The 14,465-nt window shown below is 50.0% G+C and carries 12 protein-coding genes; 10 read left to right on the forward strand and 2 right to left on the reverse strand.

Annotation, left to right across the window (positions count from 1 at the left end; translation table 11 throughout):
• The first annotated feature begins 1 nt into the window (after nucleotide 1).
• The 8 genes from DWW77_RS12530 to DWW77_RS12565 are packed head-to-tail and all read left to right on the forward strand — an operon-like array spanning nucleotide 2 to nucleotide 9,377.
• The gene (locus tag DWW77_RS12530) at nucleotides 2-1,090 is read left to right on the forward strand and encodes a cobalt-precorrin 5A hydrolase (RefSeq protein ID WP_044960833.1); all 1,089 of its coding nucleotides are present in this window, start codon (nucleotides 2-4) and stop codon (nucleotides 1,088-1,090) included.
• A complete protein-coding gene (gene cobJ, locus DWW77_RS12535; RefSeq protein ID WP_021650567.1) occupies nucleotides 1,083-1,814 on the forward strand; it encodes a precorrin-3B C(17)-methyltransferase in 732 nt (243 codons plus the stop codon). The genes DWW77_RS12530 and cobJ overlap by 8 nt, the downstream gene beginning before the upstream one ends.
• Nucleotides 1,807-3,780: a precorrin-6A reductase gene (cobK, locus tag DWW77_RS12540; RefSeq protein ID WP_118608820.1), complete on the forward strand. Its 1,974-nt coding sequence runs from the start codon at nucleotides 1,807-1,809 to the stop codon at nucleotides 3,778-3,780. Before cobJ ends, cobK begins: the two co-directional genes overlap by 8 nt.
• Entirely contained in the window at nucleotides 3,781-5,184 is a 1,404-nt protein-coding gene (locus tag DWW77_RS12545; protein WP_118608821.1) for a cobyrinic acid a,c-diamide synthase CobB, read from the forward strand.
• On the forward strand, nucleotides 5,171-6,148 hold the full coding sequence (gene cbiB, locus DWW77_RS12550) for an adenosylcobinamide-phosphate synthase CbiB (protein WP_118368863.1): 978 nt from the start codon (nucleotides 5,171-5,173) through the stop codon (nucleotides 6,146-6,148). Before DWW77_RS12545 ends, cbiB begins: the two co-directional genes overlap by 14 nt.
• A gap of 27 nt (nucleotides 6,149-6,175) precedes the next feature.
• Nucleotides 6,176-7,228 carry a threonine-phosphate decarboxylase CobD gene (cobD, locus tag DWW77_RS12555; protein WP_118608822.1) on the forward strand — a complete coding sequence of 351 codons (1,053 nt, stop codon included), beginning with the start codon at nucleotides 6,176-6,178 and terminating at the stop codon, nucleotides 7,226-7,228.
• Nucleotides 7,213-8,733 (forward strand): cobyric acid synthase, encoded by a 1,521-nt coding sequence (locus DWW77_RS12560; RefSeq protein ID WP_118608823.1) that lies wholly within the window; start codon nucleotides 7,213-7,215, stop codon nucleotides 8,731-8,733. The genes cobD and DWW77_RS12560 overlap by 16 nt, the downstream gene beginning before the upstream one ends.
• A gap of 2 nt (nucleotides 8,734-8,735) precedes the next feature.
• Nucleotides 8,736-9,377: a precorrin-8X methylmutase gene (locus DWW77_RS12565; RefSeq protein WP_015524817.1), complete on the forward strand. Its 642-nt coding sequence runs from the start codon at nucleotides 8,736-8,738 to the stop codon at nucleotides 9,375-9,377.
• On the opposite strand, the gene pdxR is transcribed toward DWW77_RS12565, so the two are convergent.
• On the reverse strand, nucleotides 9,374-10,690 hold the full coding sequence (pdxR, locus tag DWW77_RS12570) for a MocR-like pyridoxine biosynthesis transcription factor PdxR (RefSeq protein WP_114002416.1): 1,317 nt from the start codon (nucleotides 10,688-10,690) through the stop codon (nucleotides 9,374-9,376). The genes DWW77_RS12565 and pdxR overlap by 4 nt on opposite strands.
• Before the next feature lie 92 nt (nucleotides 10,691-10,782).
• Here pdxR and DWW77_RS12575 point away from each other — a divergent pair, with 92 nt between their 5' ends.
• Complete coding sequence (locus tag DWW77_RS12575; protein WP_021650560.1) at nucleotides 10,783-11,649, forward strand: pyridoxamine kinase; 867 nt, start codon at nucleotides 10,783-10,785, stop codon at nucleotides 11,647-11,649.
• 30 nt (nucleotides 11,650-11,679) lie between these two features.
• Here DWW77_RS12575 and abc-f read toward each other — a convergent pair whose 3' ends face one another.
• Complete coding sequence (abc-f, locus tag DWW77_RS12580) at nucleotides 11,680-13,596, reverse strand: ribosomal protection-like ABC-F family protein (RefSeq protein ID WP_022426792.1); 1,917 nt, start codon at nucleotides 13,594-13,596, stop codon at nucleotides 11,680-11,682.
• Nucleotides 13,597-13,807: 211 nt separating this feature from the next.
• On the opposite strand from abc-f, the gene DWW77_RS12585 reads away from it, so the two are divergent.
• Nucleotides 13,808-14,458, forward strand: a complete 651-nt coding sequence (locus tag DWW77_RS12585) for a redox-sensing transcriptional repressor Rex (RefSeq protein WP_502685119.1) — start codon at nucleotides 13,808-13,810, stop codon at nucleotides 14,456-14,458.
• Nucleotides 14,459-14,465: the final 7 nt, after the last annotated feature.

The following is a 14,465-nucleotide window of genomic DNA, read 5'->3' on the forward strand; positions in this document are numbered from 1 at the left end:
TATGAACATTTCCATCATTTGCTTCAGTATGACAGGGCTGGAGACAGGGGAAAGGCTTCAGAGGGCTCTGGAAAAAGAAGGTGAGAGTGTCACCCTTGCAAAAAAGAGCCGGTACCTTCCGGATCCGATCTCTGTTTCCACCTCCCAGTGGGCAGGGGAACAGTTCCAGGCAGGAAAAGAGGGCGTGATCTTTATTGGCGCCTGCGGGATCGCAGTGCGCAGTATCGCACCTTACATTGCCGGAAAAAAGACGGATCCGGCTGTGCTGGTGATCGATGAATGCGGAAAATTTGTCATTGCGCTTCTTTCCGGACATCTGGGCGGAGCCAATGAGCTGGCTCTTCGCTGTGCCGGATATCTTAAGGCGGTGCCGGTTGTGACAACAGCCACAGATCTTCACAGCCGTTTTGCAGTGGATGTTTTTGCAAAAAAGAATGGCTGTGCTATTTTTCATATGAAGGCTGCAAAGGAGGCTTCTGCGGCCCTTCTTGCAGGAAAGAGCGTTGGCTTTTACAGTGAGTTTCCATGGGACGGGGAGCTGCCGGAGGGTCTGGTGCTTTGCGGGAAGGACGGAAGGCCCTCAGCTGCAGCGGATCCGGAGAAGGGTGAGATAGCCGGTGAGGCACCGGAAACAGGTATTGCGGTGACGATCCACAGAGGCTGCCTGCCCTTTAAAAATACAGTCCATGTGGTGCCGCCCGCTGCAGTTCTGGGAATGGGCTGCCGCAGGGGAAAGGATGCAGCCTCCATCCGGAAGGCGGCAGAGGAATGTCTGAGAGAATCGGATGTTTACAGAGAAGCGCTGAGTGCTATTGCCAGTATCGATCTGAAGAAGGAAGAGGTGGGACTTCTTTCTCTGGCAGAAGCCTGGCAGCTTCCGTTTCTGACCTTTACAGAGGAAGAGCTGAAGGCAGTGCAGGGTGAATTTACCCCGTCACAATTTGTAAAAAAGATAACAGGTGTAGAGAATGTCTGTGAGAGAAGCGCGGTTCTGGGTTGCGGACAGGGTACACTGATCAGAAAAAAAACAGGCCGGGACGGTGTGACCACCGCCCTTGCAGCCGGAAATCGGAGGATACGTTTTGAGTAAGATTTATGTTGTAGGAATTGGCCCGGGTGCGTATGACCAGATGACTGGAAGAGCGATCCGTGCATTAAATGAAAGTGATGTGATCATCGGTTACACGGTGTATGTGGATCTTGTAAAGGAGTATTTTGCAGGCAAAGAGTTCATGACCACACCGATGAAAAAAGAGGTAGACCGCTGTGTACTTGCTTTTGACGAGGCAAAAAAAGGAAAAACCGTTTCCATGATCTGCAGTGGTGACGCCGGTGTCTATGGCATGGCAGGTCTGATGTATGAGGTGGGAGAAAACTATCCGGATGTGGAGCTGACCATTATCCCGGGTGTGACAGCAGCCACAGGCGGCGCCGCAGTGCTGGGTGCACCGCTGATCCATGACTTCTGCCTGATCAGCTTAAGTGATCTTCTGACTCCGTGGGAGAAGATCGAGGCAAGGCTTCTGGCAGCAGCACAGGCGGATTTTGTGGTATGCCTTTACAATCCGTCCAGCAGAAAACGTAAGGATTATCTTCAGAAGGCCTGTGATCTGATGATGAAATACAAGTCTCCGGATACTGTCTGCGGCACGGTTGCCCAGATCGCACGTGACGGCGAGACTGCACAGGTCATGACACTGAAGGAGCTCCGTGATACAGAAGTGGATATGTTTACTACCGTATTTGTGGGAAATTCACAGACTAAGAATGTAAACGGCAAGATGGTAACACCAAGGGGATATAAGAATGTATAAAGCCATTGTTTTTGCAGGGACCACCGAGGGCTATGCGCTCTGTGAGTTCCTTGCGGAAAATCATGTTCCGGTCTATGCCTGTGCAGCCACGGAATATGGCGGCTCCCTTCTGAAGGAAAATGAATTTCTCCATGTCAGCGCTGGAAGGCTGAAAACCGAAGATATGGAGGAGCTTTTCCAAAGGGAAGCGCCGGAGATCGTTCTGGACGCCACTCATCCCTATGCAGCAGAGGTGACAAAAAATATCCGGACTGCCTGTGAGAACGGAAGCATCCGCTATCAGCGTGTCCTTCGTCCGGAGGGGGAGAAGAACAGGGAAGCCATCTATGTGGAAAGCACGGAGAAGGCGGCAGAGCTTCTTTCCGGTACAGAGGGGAACATTTTTCTTACCACAGGAAGCAAGGAGCTGTCTAAATTTACAGTGATCCCGGATTACCAGGAGAGGCTTTTTGCCCGGGTGCTGTCCATCCCTTCCGTGATCAGCTCCTGCGCGGAGCTGGGGATCGAGGGAAAGCATCTCATCGGTATGCAGGGGCCATTTTCTACAGAGATCAACGAAGCCATGCTTCGACAGTTTCAGTGCAGCTATCTGGTCACCAAGGATACCGGTCTGGCAGGTGGATTCCCGGAAAAGATGGAGGCTTGTCAGCGTTGCGGCGTCACACCTGTGATCATCGGAAGACCATTGCAGGAGGAGGGGCTGTCCCTGCCGGAAGCAAGGGTATTTCTGGCAAAGCTGTTCGGCCTTACCCTGTCACAGAGGGTTTCTCTTGTAGGCATCGGCATGGGTGCGGAAAAAACACTGACCCTGGAAGGAAAGAAGGCCTTTGATGAGGCGGAGCTTCTGATCGGTGCAAAGCGTATGACAGATGCCGTACAGAGGCCGGGGCAGATGGTTCTCCATGAGTACCGCAGTGATAAGATCGTGGAGTATATCAAGACACATCCACAGTACCGTACCGTAGCCATTGCCCTTTCCGGCGATGTGGGCTTCTACAGCGGCGCAAGGAAGCTGATGGACCTTCTGGATGGTGATGTCCAGGTGATCTGCGGGATTTCTTCCGTTGTCTATTTTATGGCGAAGATCGGTCTTTCCTGGGATGATGCCAGAATCGTCAGCGCTCATGGAAGAGACTGCAATCTGATCGCCCTGATCCGGCATAACCCCAAGGTTTTTTCCATTCTGGGAACAGAGGATGGGGTAGCTCGTCTGGCTTCTCGTCTGGTTGCGTATGGAATGGGTGATGTGACCCTCTATGTGGGAGAAAATCTTTCCTACGAAAATGAAAAGATCTTTCATGCCAGTGCGGCAGAGCTTACAGAATACCGGGGAGATGCGTTAAGCGTGGTAACTGCGTGCAATGAAAAGGCACTACCTTTGCCCGCAGTTCACGGGATCTGTGATGAGGAATTTCTTCGTGGGAAGGCGCCTATGACAAAGGAAGAGGTGCGTACGGTTTCTCTGTCCAAGCTTCGTCTTCAGGAGGATTCTGTCTGCTATGATGTGGGAGCGGGCACAGGCTCGGTTTCTGTTGAGATGGCGCTTCGTGCCTGGAAGGGGCAGGTCTATGCCATCGAGAAAAAGGAAGATGCCCTTGCTCTTCTGAAGGAGAACAGGCGGAAATTTGCCACAGACAATCTGGAGATCGTGTCTGGTACTGCGCCGGAAGCAATGGTGGAACTGCCTGTTCCGACACATGCCTTTATCGGCGGGTCCTCCGGAAACATGAACGAGATCATCCGGCTTCTTCTGGACAAAAATCCAAAAGTACGGATCGTGATCAACTGCATCACCCTGGAGACGGTGACGGAAGCCATGAATGCCATACGAGATTTCAGCCTAACGGATGTGGATATCGTACAGCTGTCTGCGGCAAGATCAAAATCTATCGGAAGGTATCATATGATGATGGGTGAGAATCCGATCTATATCATTTCCTGCAGCGGAAGAGGGGAGGAGATTTAGGTGAAGATCCCGAGAATACTTCTTGCGGCAGGTGCCAGCGGAAGCGGAAAAACCCTGATCACCTGCGGGCTGCTTCAGGCGCTGGTGAACCGTGGCCTTAAGGTGGCTTCTTTTAAATGCGGCCCGGATTACATAGATCCTATGTTCCACAGCCGTGTGATCGGTACAAGATCCCGAAACCTGGATACGTTTTTTACAGATGGAGACAGAACCCGGTATCTTCTGGCAAAGAACGCATCGGACTGTGAGATCGCAGTGATGGAGGGAGTCATGGGGTATTATGACGGTGTAGGAGGGATCACCTCCAGAGCCAGCGCCTATGATCTGGCCTCCACCACAGATACACCGGCGATCCTGATCGTAAACAGCCGTGGCATGAGTGTTTCCCTGGCTGCCTATGTAAAGGGCTTTCTGGAATACAAAAAGGACAGTCATATCTGCGGCGTGATCTTTAACCAGATGTCTCCCATGCTGTATCCCAGGATGAAGAAGCTTCTGGAAGAGGAGCTTTCCGTAAAGGTGCTGGGATATGTTCCGAAGGTGGAGGACTGTGTGATCGAAAGCCGTCATCTGGGGCTGGTGCTTCCGGAGGAGATCCCGGAGCTGAAAAGCCGTCTACAGAAGCTTTCCGAGGTACTGGAGAAAACCCTGGATATCGATGGGATCCTGGAGCTTGCAGGGGAAGCACCGGAGCTTGCGGCACCGGAGACGGAAATGCTGATACAGAAGGATACTGCCTTCGGATACCGTACAGAGGAAAAGGTGCGGATCGGTGTGGCGGATGATGAAGCCTTCTGCTTTTTCTATGCGGATAATTTAAATCTTCTGGAGCAGATGGGAGCGGAGCTGGTACGTTTTTCACCCATTCATGACAGAGAGCTTCCGGAGGATCTGGACGGGCTTCTTTTAAGCGGCGGTTATCCAGAATTAAACGGAGAAGCGCTGGAAGAGAATCAGGAAATGTGCACCCGGATCCGGGAAGCCATCCGTGACGGAATGCCCTGTCTGGCAGAGTGCGGCGGATTCATGTATCTTCATCAGGAGATGGAGGATATGGAAGGAAAGCAGCGCAGAGTCTGCGGGGTGATCCCTGGAAAGGCTTACCGCACACCGAAGCTGAATCGGTTCGGCTATATCACCCTTACGGAAAAACAGGATTCCGGACTTGGTGAGATCCCGGCTCATGAATTCCATTATTTTGATTCCACAGATTGCGGAGAGGATTTTCATGCGGCAAAGCCGGCATCTAAAAGAGGATGGGATTGTATCCATGACCGAGGCAGGCTGATGGCAGGATTTCCGCATCTTTATTATTACGGAAATCCCAGGGTTCCGGCACGCTTTCTGAAGAACGCACTGGAATATAAGAAAGAACGGAGGCTGAAAAAAGATGCTGAAATATAGTCTTCCTGCACTGGTCATAGGATTTGTGCTGGATCTTCTGATCGGAGATCCCAGATGGCTTTATCATCCGATCTGTGTCATCGGCAATCTGATCGCAGTGCTGGAAAAGGCGATCCGGAAGATTTTTCCGAAAAATCACGGTGGTGAGCTGACGGGAGGCTTTCTGATCGTAGTGCTTGTCTGTCTGTTCAGCGGCGGGGTGCCGCTTCTGGTGCTTTATTATCTTTACCGGTATCTGCCGGTGGCCGGATTTGTGCTGGAGGTTTTTTGGTGCTATCAGCTTCTTGCCACCCGTTCCCTGAAGGATGAGAGTATGAAGGTTTATGACCGGCTGAAAAACGGAACTCTGGACGAGGCACGCTATGCGGTGTCCATGATCGTAGGCCGTGATACCAGAGAGCTTACGGAAACCGGCGTGACAAAGGCTGCTGTGGAAACCGTTGCGGAAAATGCATCCGACGGCGTGATTGCTCCCATGCTTTATATGGCTATCGGCGGGGTGCCGCTGATGTTTTTGTATAAGGGTATCAATACCATGGATTCCATGCTTGGATATAAAAATGACAAATATCTTTATTTCGGCCGTATTGCGGCAAAGCTGGATGATGTGGCCAATTATATCCCTGCCAGGATCTCCGGATGGCTGATGGTGGCAGGAACTGTTTTTACAGGAATGGATACAAAAAATGCGGCAAAGATCTACAAACGTGACCGGAGAAATCATGCAAGCCCCAACTCTGCTCAGACAGAGGCTGCCATGGCCGGAGCGCTGGATGTACAGCTTGCGGGAAATGCATATTATTTCGGGAAATTATATGAAAAACCCACGATCGGGGATCCGATCCGTCCGGTGGAGCCGGAGGATATCAAAAGAGCTAACCGGCTGATGTACGCGGCATCCATACTGGGAGTGGTTGTATTTGGACTGCTCAGTGCGGGGATCCGGTTCGGGTTATTAAGGTAACAATAAATACAGACAGGAGAATGACCAATGACAAAACACATACATGGAGGAGACGTATATAAACATAAAGACTGCCTGGATTTTTCGGCAAATCTGAATCCTTTGGGAACACCGGAAAGTGTGAAGCAGGCCATTATCCACAGTCTGGATCATATTGCACAATATCCCCAGGTGGGATGCGGCGTTCTCAGGGAAAGGATCGCAGAATCGGAAGGGGTAAAAGCGGAAGAGGTAATATGCGGTAACGGAGCAGCAGAAGTGATCTTTACGCTTTGTCATGCAGTAAAGCCAAAGCGGGCTCTGATCCCGGCGCCTACTTTTGCGGAATACGGACAGGCTCTGGCCAGCACTGGCTGTGAGCTGGAATATTACATGCTGACGGAAAATGACGGTTTTGTGCTCAGTGAAGCATATCTGGATATCCTCCATAAGGGACTGGATATGGCTTTCTTATGTAACCCCAACAATCCTACCGGCATGCTGATCCCCCACAGGCTTCTGAAAAGGATCCTGGAAAAATGCAGAAAGCTGGATATCCTGCTGGTGGTAGATGAGTGTTTCCTTGATTTTGTAAAGGAACCGGAAGAGTATTCTCTGAAGCATTCTCTTTCCGGGTTCAATAATCTTTTTATCCTGAAAGCATTTACAAAAAGATATGCCATGGCCGGTGTGCGGCTGGGCTATGGCCTCTGTTCTGACAGAAAGCTGATGGAAAGGATGGAGCTCTGCGTTCAGCCATGGAATGTTTCCACCATGGCCCAGGCAGCCGGGATCCAGGCACTTACAGAGACGGAATATGTAGAGGAGGGAAGACAGCTTGTTTTTCGGGAGGCACAGTGGCTGAAGGATGAGCTGGTCCGCATTGGGTATAAAGTATTTCCGTCGGAAGCAAATTATATTTTCTTTAAAGGACCGGAGGAGCTCTTTGACTTCTGTCTGCGCAAGCGGATCCTGATCCGTGACTGCAGCAATTATCCGGGTCTTACAAGGGGGTATTACCGGATCGCGGTAAAGCGCCATGAAGAAAATGTAAAACTGATCGAAGTACTTGAGGGAGGTATATTATGGCAAAAGCAATAATGGTACAGGGAACCATGTCCAATGCCGGAAAAAGCCTGCTGGCTGCGGGACTTTGCAGGATCTTTAAGCAGGATGGATATCGTGTGGCTCCTTTTAAATCACAAAATATGGCACTGAATTCCTTTATCACAGAGGATGGTCTTGAGATGGGACGGGCTCAGGTCATGCAGGCAGAGGCAGCCGGGATCCGGCCGTCTGTCCTGATGAATCCCATTCTTCTGAAGCCTACCAATGATGTAGGCTCCCAGGTGATCGTAAACGGAGAGGTTCTTGGAACCATGAGTGCCAGGGATTATTTCAAATATAAGAAGACCCTGGTTCCGGATGTGATGAAGGCGTACAACGCTCTTGCAGCGGAAAACGATATCATTGTCATCGAAGGTGCGGGAAGTCCTGCCGAGATCAATCTCAAGGATGAGGATATTGTAAATATGGGTATGGCAAAGATGGCCAAGGCACCGGTCCTTCTTGTGGGAGATATTGACCGTGGAGGTGTTTTTGCCCAGCTGATCGGTACGGTAGAGCTTCTGGAGGACGATGAGAAGGCTATGGTAAAGGGGCTGATCATCAACAAATTCCGCGGAGATAAGACTATTCTGGACCCTGGTGTTGTCATGCTTGAGGAAAGAAGCGGGATCCCGGTGGTGGGTGTGGCGCCTTATCTGGATATCCAGGTGGAGGATGAGGACAGCCTGACGGAACGTTTTGACCGGAAGCAGGAAGCCGGTGTCATTGATATCGCAGTGGTCCGTACACCAAGGATCTCTAACTTTACGGATTTTAATCCTTTTGAGAGCATTCCCGGAGTTTCTCTCCGCTATGTAAAACACCCGAGAGATCTTCACTCTCCGGACATGATCATCCTTCCTGGAACCAAGAACACCATGGGCGATCTGATCTGGATGCGGGAAAGCGGAATGGAAGCAGCAGTTCTCAAGGAAGCCTCCAGAGGCAAGCTGATCTTTGGTGTCTGCGGTGGCTATCAGATGCTGGGTGAAACCTTAAGCGACCCTCATGGAGTTGAAAATGGCGGTTCCATGAAAGGAATGGGACTTCTTCCCATGGAAACGGTATTTGCCGAAAAGAAAACCAGGACCAGGGTGCAGGGGCATTTCGGTCAGCTGTCCGGTGTGTTTGCTCCTCTTTCCGGTGCGGAGATCGAGGGCTATGAGATCCATATGGGCGAAAGCATCCTGAAGGACAATGCAGGAACAGCCACGAAGATCACAGACAGCGTCAGCGGTAAGAAAAAAGAAGAGGGTGCTTTTGCGGGAAATGTGTGCGGAACCTATATCCATGGCGTTTTCGATAAGGAAACATCTGCAGAGGCGATCATCCGCGTGATCGGCGAGAAAAAAGGTATTGATGTGGAAAATATGACAGGCGTGGATTTTGCGGCATTTAAGGAACAGCAGTATGATATCCTGGCTGCAGAGCTGCGGAAGCATCTGGATATGAAAAAAATCTATGAGATACTGGAAAACGGGATTACGGAGGAAGAATAGAAATGAAAGTTGAGCTTGAAAATGTAAAACCCATGGAGATCGAAAAAAGAAGCTTTGAGATCATCACAGAAGAGCTGGGGGATACTCCCCTGATTCCGGGAACAGAGCTGATCGTAAAACGCTGCATCCACACAAGCGCAGATTTTGATTATGCAAAAAATCTCTGCTTCTCGGAGGGGGCAGTGGAGATGGCCATGGACGCCATCCGCAACGGTGCCTGTATCGTCACAGATACCCAGATGGCAAAGGCCGGGATCAACAAGCGTGCACTTGCCCGCTACGGCGGTGAGGCTTACTGCTTCATGTCCGATGAGGATGTGGCTGCCCTTGCAAAAAAGAACGGGACTACCAGAGCCACAGCCAGCATGGACAAGGCCGCAGAGATGGATAAAAAGCTGATCTTTGCCATTGGGAACGCACCTACCGCACTGGTACGTCTTTATGAGCTTATTGAGAACGGAAAGCTTTCTCCTGAGCTGATCATCGGTGTGCCGGTAGGCTTTGTGAATGTTGTGCAGTCCAAGGAGCTGATCATGCACGCAGATGTGCCTTATATTGTGGCAAAAGGACGCAAGGGTGGAAGCAACATCGCTGCGTGCATTGTAAATGCCCTGCTCTACATGATCGATAACCGGAGAGATTAGGAGCCGGTAACCTCCTTCAGAAGCTGACAGGCAGGCAGAAAATCCTTGGATGGAATGGAGGAGCAGGAGAGGACCAGGGTGACCTCGGCTCCGTTTTCTCTGAGAACCTCCAGTCCCAGACCACGGTTCCGGGCTCTGTCTGTCAGTTCACTGCCTGTGAGAGAACAGGGAAGAGTAAGGGCAAGGCTGGTTCCTGCGGCTCCTGTTTGGATCTGGCAGTCCTGGCCGAAGGTTTCCCGGACAGCCTGGGAAAGAGCCTTCAGCTTCTGGGAATAAAGGCGGCGGAGCTTTCTAGTCTGAGAAGCCAGATGCCCGTCGCGGATAAACTGGCAGAGCGCGATCTGTTCTGCCTTGGAAGCAGTCTGATTATAAAAGGCTGCTTTTTTTGTATATTTTTCCCGGAGAGAGCGTGGCAGTACCATGAAGCTGACACGGATGGAGGGCAGCAGCAGCCTGGAAAAGGAACCGATATAGACAACGTTTTCACCACCTGCAAGACCGAAAAGTGAAGGCGTCGGCTTCTGGAAATAAACAAATTCGTTTTCGAAATCATCCTCAATGATCAGATGGTCATTGATCTCCGCATGACGGATCAGCTCCAGGCGTCGTTTTACCGGCATGATCTCGCCCCATTTCGTCATGTGAGCAGGAGAAACATAGATCACATCGCAGCTTTTGTCCCGGTAATGGACATCAAAGCCGTAATCCTGAAAGATGGTGCTGCATGTGGTGAAGGACGGTGTGGGGAACGAAACGGTTTTCCGTTCATGGATCAGAGGACAGAGGATCTGGAGAAGGGGCTGGAGACCGGCCCCTACTACAATGTCATCCGGGGAGCAGATCACATTTCTGCGTTCCCGGATATAGTCTGCGAGAACCTCCCGGAAATCGCTTTCGCCCTGGGGTTCGCCATAAGAAAGCATACGGTCGCCCTGGCGGAGGGCGCTTTTGATGTAACGCTGCCACAGATCAAAACGGAAGCTTTCCCGGTCAACACCGGAAGAGGCAAAATCATAAAGGCAGGGCGTGATATCCTTATCCTGTTTTTCGGGGGTAAGCAGATGCTGCTTGGAAGCAATGCCGGTGACATAATAGCCGCTTTGTGCCCTGGCGATGATATATCCGTCTGCTGCAAGCAGAAGATAGGCATTTTCGATGGTGGTACGGCTCAGCTTCAGCTCCTGGGCGCATTTGCGGAGGGAGGGCATTTTGCTTCCGGGAAGGAGACGGCCTTCCAGAATCAGCTTCCGGTAATAGTGATAAACCTCCAGATAAAGGTGTTCTTTTTTGTGTTCAGCGGATATATTTAACATAAGTATGATGATTTCCTTCCAAAAATGATTGCGTAAACCTGACAGTTCATTCTATAATATTACAGAAAAAAACTCAAGACTGGAGAATTACCATGAAAAAAATAGCAGTGATCAATGATCTTTCCGGGCTGGGGAAATGTTCACTGACAGCAGCGATCCCGGTGATCTCGGTGATGGGAGTCCAGGCGTGTCCACTTCCCACCGCTGTTTTAAGCAACCAGACCGGTTATGAAAGTTATTTCTGTGAGGATTTCACAGAGCATATGGAACCATATATGGAGCAGTGGAAAAAAAGAGGATTTTTCCCGGATGGGATCTATACAGGATTTCTTTCTGATGATAAGCAGGCAGACAGGATCCTGAAATTTATGGATGCGTTTGCAGGAAAGGATACTTTGATCCTTACAGATCCGGTGATGGGGGATGACGGCGCGGTTTATCCGATCTATACAGAAGAACTCCGCAGCCGGTTCTGCGAACTGACACGTCGTTCCTATGTGATCACACCGAACCTTACGGAAGCCCTCCTTCTTCTCTACGGAAAAGAAAAAATGGAGGAGATCTGGAATAAACTGCAAAAGGTATCAGAGGCCCGGCGGATGGAAGAAATCCGGGAGATCGGGTGCGGACTTGCCCGGAAATTTTCACTTCCTGCCGTTGTGATCACTGGAGTGGATCACAGGGAGGAGGGGCAGCCTCTGAAAATGGGGAATCTTGTCCTGGAAAACGGAAACAGCTCCTGGGTATTTGCAGAGAAATCCGGCGGAAGCTATTCCGGGACAGGAGATCTTTTTGCATCCGTGCTCAGTGCAGGGCTGGTAAAAAGATATTCCATGAAAACCTGTGCAGAGCTGGCCGTGGATTTTATCTCGGCATCGATCCGGGATGCGGTGGAGGAAGGAACAGACCGTAACGATGGTGTATGCTTTGAACAGCATCTCGGCATGCTGCTTCCATAAAAACATAAGGGGATAAAAAAGAGCTGACCGTCAGGCCAGCTCTTCCCATTTTTCATAAAGCTCTTCCAGTTCTTCAGCGATGGCTGCTTTTTCGCGGCTCAGCTTTGTACATTCCGCTACATTGGTGCAGACATCCGGAAGGACCATGGTTTCGTCGATCTCGCTGTCTCTTGTTTCCAGCTCTTCGATACGGGCTTCGACTTTTTTCAGCTCGGCTTCCCGTTTTCGTTTCTTTGCCTGTTCTTCCTTCATCTGCTGCCAGGAAAGCTTGTTCTCGGAAACCGATTTTTCTTCGGCAGGTGCCTCCGGAGAAGTGCTTCCCGGTGCATAGGTACTGGTCAGCTCCTCCTTCTTTTCCAGATAGTAATCATAATCACCGATGTAATTTACCACTGCCTGGTTTGTCAGCTCCATGATCCTGGTCGCAGTCTGATTGATAAAGTAACGGTCATGGGATACATAAAGGACTGTACCGGTGTAGCTGACCAGTGCTTCCTCCAGGATCTCCTTGGAGGCAATATCCAGATGGTTGGTAGGCTCGTCAAGGATTAGGAAGTTGGCTTCGGAAAGCATCAGCTTTGCAAGGGAAACACGGCCTCTTTCTCCACCGGAAAGTGCGGAGATCTCCTTGAAAACATCATCTCCGGTAAAGAGAAATGCAGCAAGCATATTTCGGATCTCGGTCTCTGTGAGAGTCGGATAAGTATCGGAGATCTCCTGGAAAATTGTCTTGTCCATATGCAGAACATGATGTTCCTGATCGTAATAACCGATCTGCACCTTGGAACCAAGGGAAAATTTGCCGGCATCTGCCTCAATAAGACCGTTGATGATCTTCAGCATGGTGGTCTTTCCGGTTCCGTTGTTTCCGATCAGTGCCACACGCTCGCCGCGTTTGATATCAAAGGAGATATCGGAGAACAGGGTCTGTCCCGGAAAGGCCTTGGAAAGCGCTTCCACGTGGAGCACATCGTTTCCGCTTAACACCCGTGGTTCCAGCGAGATACGCATCCGGTCCTGGAGCTCAAGAGGCTTTTCGATCCTCTGTACACGGTCCAGCATTTTTTCACGGCTTTCCGCACGCTTGATGGATTTTTCACGGTTAAAGGATTTCAGCTTGGCGATAACGGCTTCCTGATGCTTGATATCCCGCTGCTGATTTAAGTATGCCTTGTACTGTGCGTCACGAAGCTGAGCCTTCTTGAGAGCATAGGCAGAGTAGTTGCCGCTGTATACGCGGGTCTGTCCGGCTTCGATCTCAATGACCTTGGTGACCACCTTATCCAGAAAATAACGGTCATGGGAGACGATAAAAACAGCTCCCGGATAATTCAGAAGATAAGTTTCCAGCCAGGAGATGCTTTCCATATCCAGGTGATTGGTTGGCTCATCCAGAAGCAGGATATCCGGCTTGGAAAGAAGCATCTTGCCCAGCGCCACGCGGGTTTTCTGACCGCCGGAAAGAGTTTCGATCTGCTTGTCATAATCTTCCTCCGTGAAGCCGAGACCCTTTAAGACACCGGTCAGCTCACTTTTGTAAGCGTATCCGTTCTCCAGCTCAAACTGATGGGTCAGGCGGGTATAGGTTTCCATCAGACGGTTCAGCTCATCACCGGTCACCGTGTTCATTTCCTGTTCCATATTGCGGATACGGCGTTCCATATCGATGATGTGCTGCTTGGTGGTAAGAAGCTCCTCGTAGATGGTATGATGTCCGTGGATATCCTGGTACTGGGCAAGATAGCCGATATTTTTATCCCGGGCAAGCACCACGGTACCGGAATCAGCAGAAAGCTCCTGCATGATGATACGCAGCAGTGTGGTCTTTCCTGCACCGTTGCATCCGATCAGAGCAGCCTTTTCACGGTCTTCAATGTGAAAGGATGCATCGTTTAAAATTACTTTTTCGCCAAAGGCCTTGCATATATTCTGACATGATAAAATCATAAAAACTGTCCTCCTGTATAAAGAATCACCCCTGTTTATGTCTGAACAGGGAAAAATCCTCCACCTATTATAACGGAAACTGCCGGGATTTCAAAGAAAAAATCAATTATTAGAAAAAATATAAAGAAATTTGTACAGAATAGACAACTTTAATTGACAGGAAAATGTCAATTCGTTATAATTAACCTAGTGTAAGGTAAGGAGGAAAACTATCGTGGAGACAAAACAAATCTCGAAAGCGGTGATTAAGCGTCTGCCACGCTATTACCGCTACTTAGGAGAGCTGATGGAAGATAATGTAGAACGTATTTCTTCCAATGAATTAAGTAAAAAGATGCATACCACAGCTTCTCAGATCCGTCAGGATCTTAATAATTTTGGCGGTTTTGGGCAGCAGGGGTATGGCTATAATGTACACTATCTTTATACAGAGATCGGTAAGATCCTGGGACTGGATACCGTTCATCCGATGATCATCCTGGGTGCCGGTAATCTGGGACAGGCACTTGCCAATTATGTGGATTTTGAGAAGCGCGGGTTCAGGCTGGTTGGTATCTTTGACGTAAATCCTGTGCTTGAGGGCATCGCAGTCCGTGGACTTGAGATCCAGATGCTCAGTGAGCTTCCGTTTTTCCTGAGAGAGAATAATGTGGAGATCGCGATTCTGACACTTCCCAAGAATAAAGCCAAGGAAATGGCAGATATCCTGGTGGAGAACGGGATCAAGGCAATCTGGAATTTTGCACATCTCGATCTTGAGACACCGGATGATGTGATCGTAGAGAACGTTCATCTTTCCGAGAGTCTGATGACACTGTCTTATAATCTCAGCAAATACAGGCAGGAACATGTGGATAAGTAAGAATTGT

The organism is Ruminococcus sp. AF17-12 (assembly GCF_003479245.1).
Classification (GTDB): Bacteria; Bacillota; Clostridia; order Lachnospirales; family Lachnospiraceae; genus Blautia_A; species Blautia_A fusiformis.

Coding starts and splice junctions, on each gene's coding strand:
- DWW77_RS12530 (WP_044960833.1), top strand. CDS start 2: ATGAACATTTCCATCATTTGCTTCAGTATGACAGGGCTGGAGACAGGG.
- cobK (WP_118608820.1), top strand. CDS start 1,807: ATGTATAAAGCCATTGTTTTTGCAGGGACCACCGAGGGCTATGCGCTC.
- cbiB (WP_118368863.1), top strand. CDS start 5,171: ATGCTGAAATATAGTCTTCCTGCACTGGTCATAGGATTTGTGCTGGAT.
- cobD (WP_118608822.1), top strand. CDS start 6,176: ATGACAAAACACATACATGGAGGAGACGTATATAAACATAAAGACTGC.
- DWW77_RS12560 (WP_118608823.1), top strand. CDS start 7,213: ATGGCAAAAGCAATAATGGTACAGGGAACCATGTCCAATGCCGGAAAA.
- DWW77_RS12565 (WP_015524817.1), top strand. CDS start 8,736: ATGAAAGTTGAGCTTGAAAATGTAAAACCCATGGAGATCGAAAAAAGA.
- pdxR (WP_114002416.1), bottom strand. CDS start 10,690: ATGTTAAATATATCCGCTGAACACAAAAAAGAACACCTTTATCTGGAG.
- DWW77_RS12575 (WP_021650560.1), top strand. CDS start 10,783: ATGAAAAAAATAGCAGTGATCAATGATCTTTCCGGGCTGGGGAAATGT.
- abc-f (WP_022426792.1), bottom strand. CDS start 13,596: ATGATTTTATCATGTCAGAATATATGCAAGGCCTTTGGCGAAAAAGTA.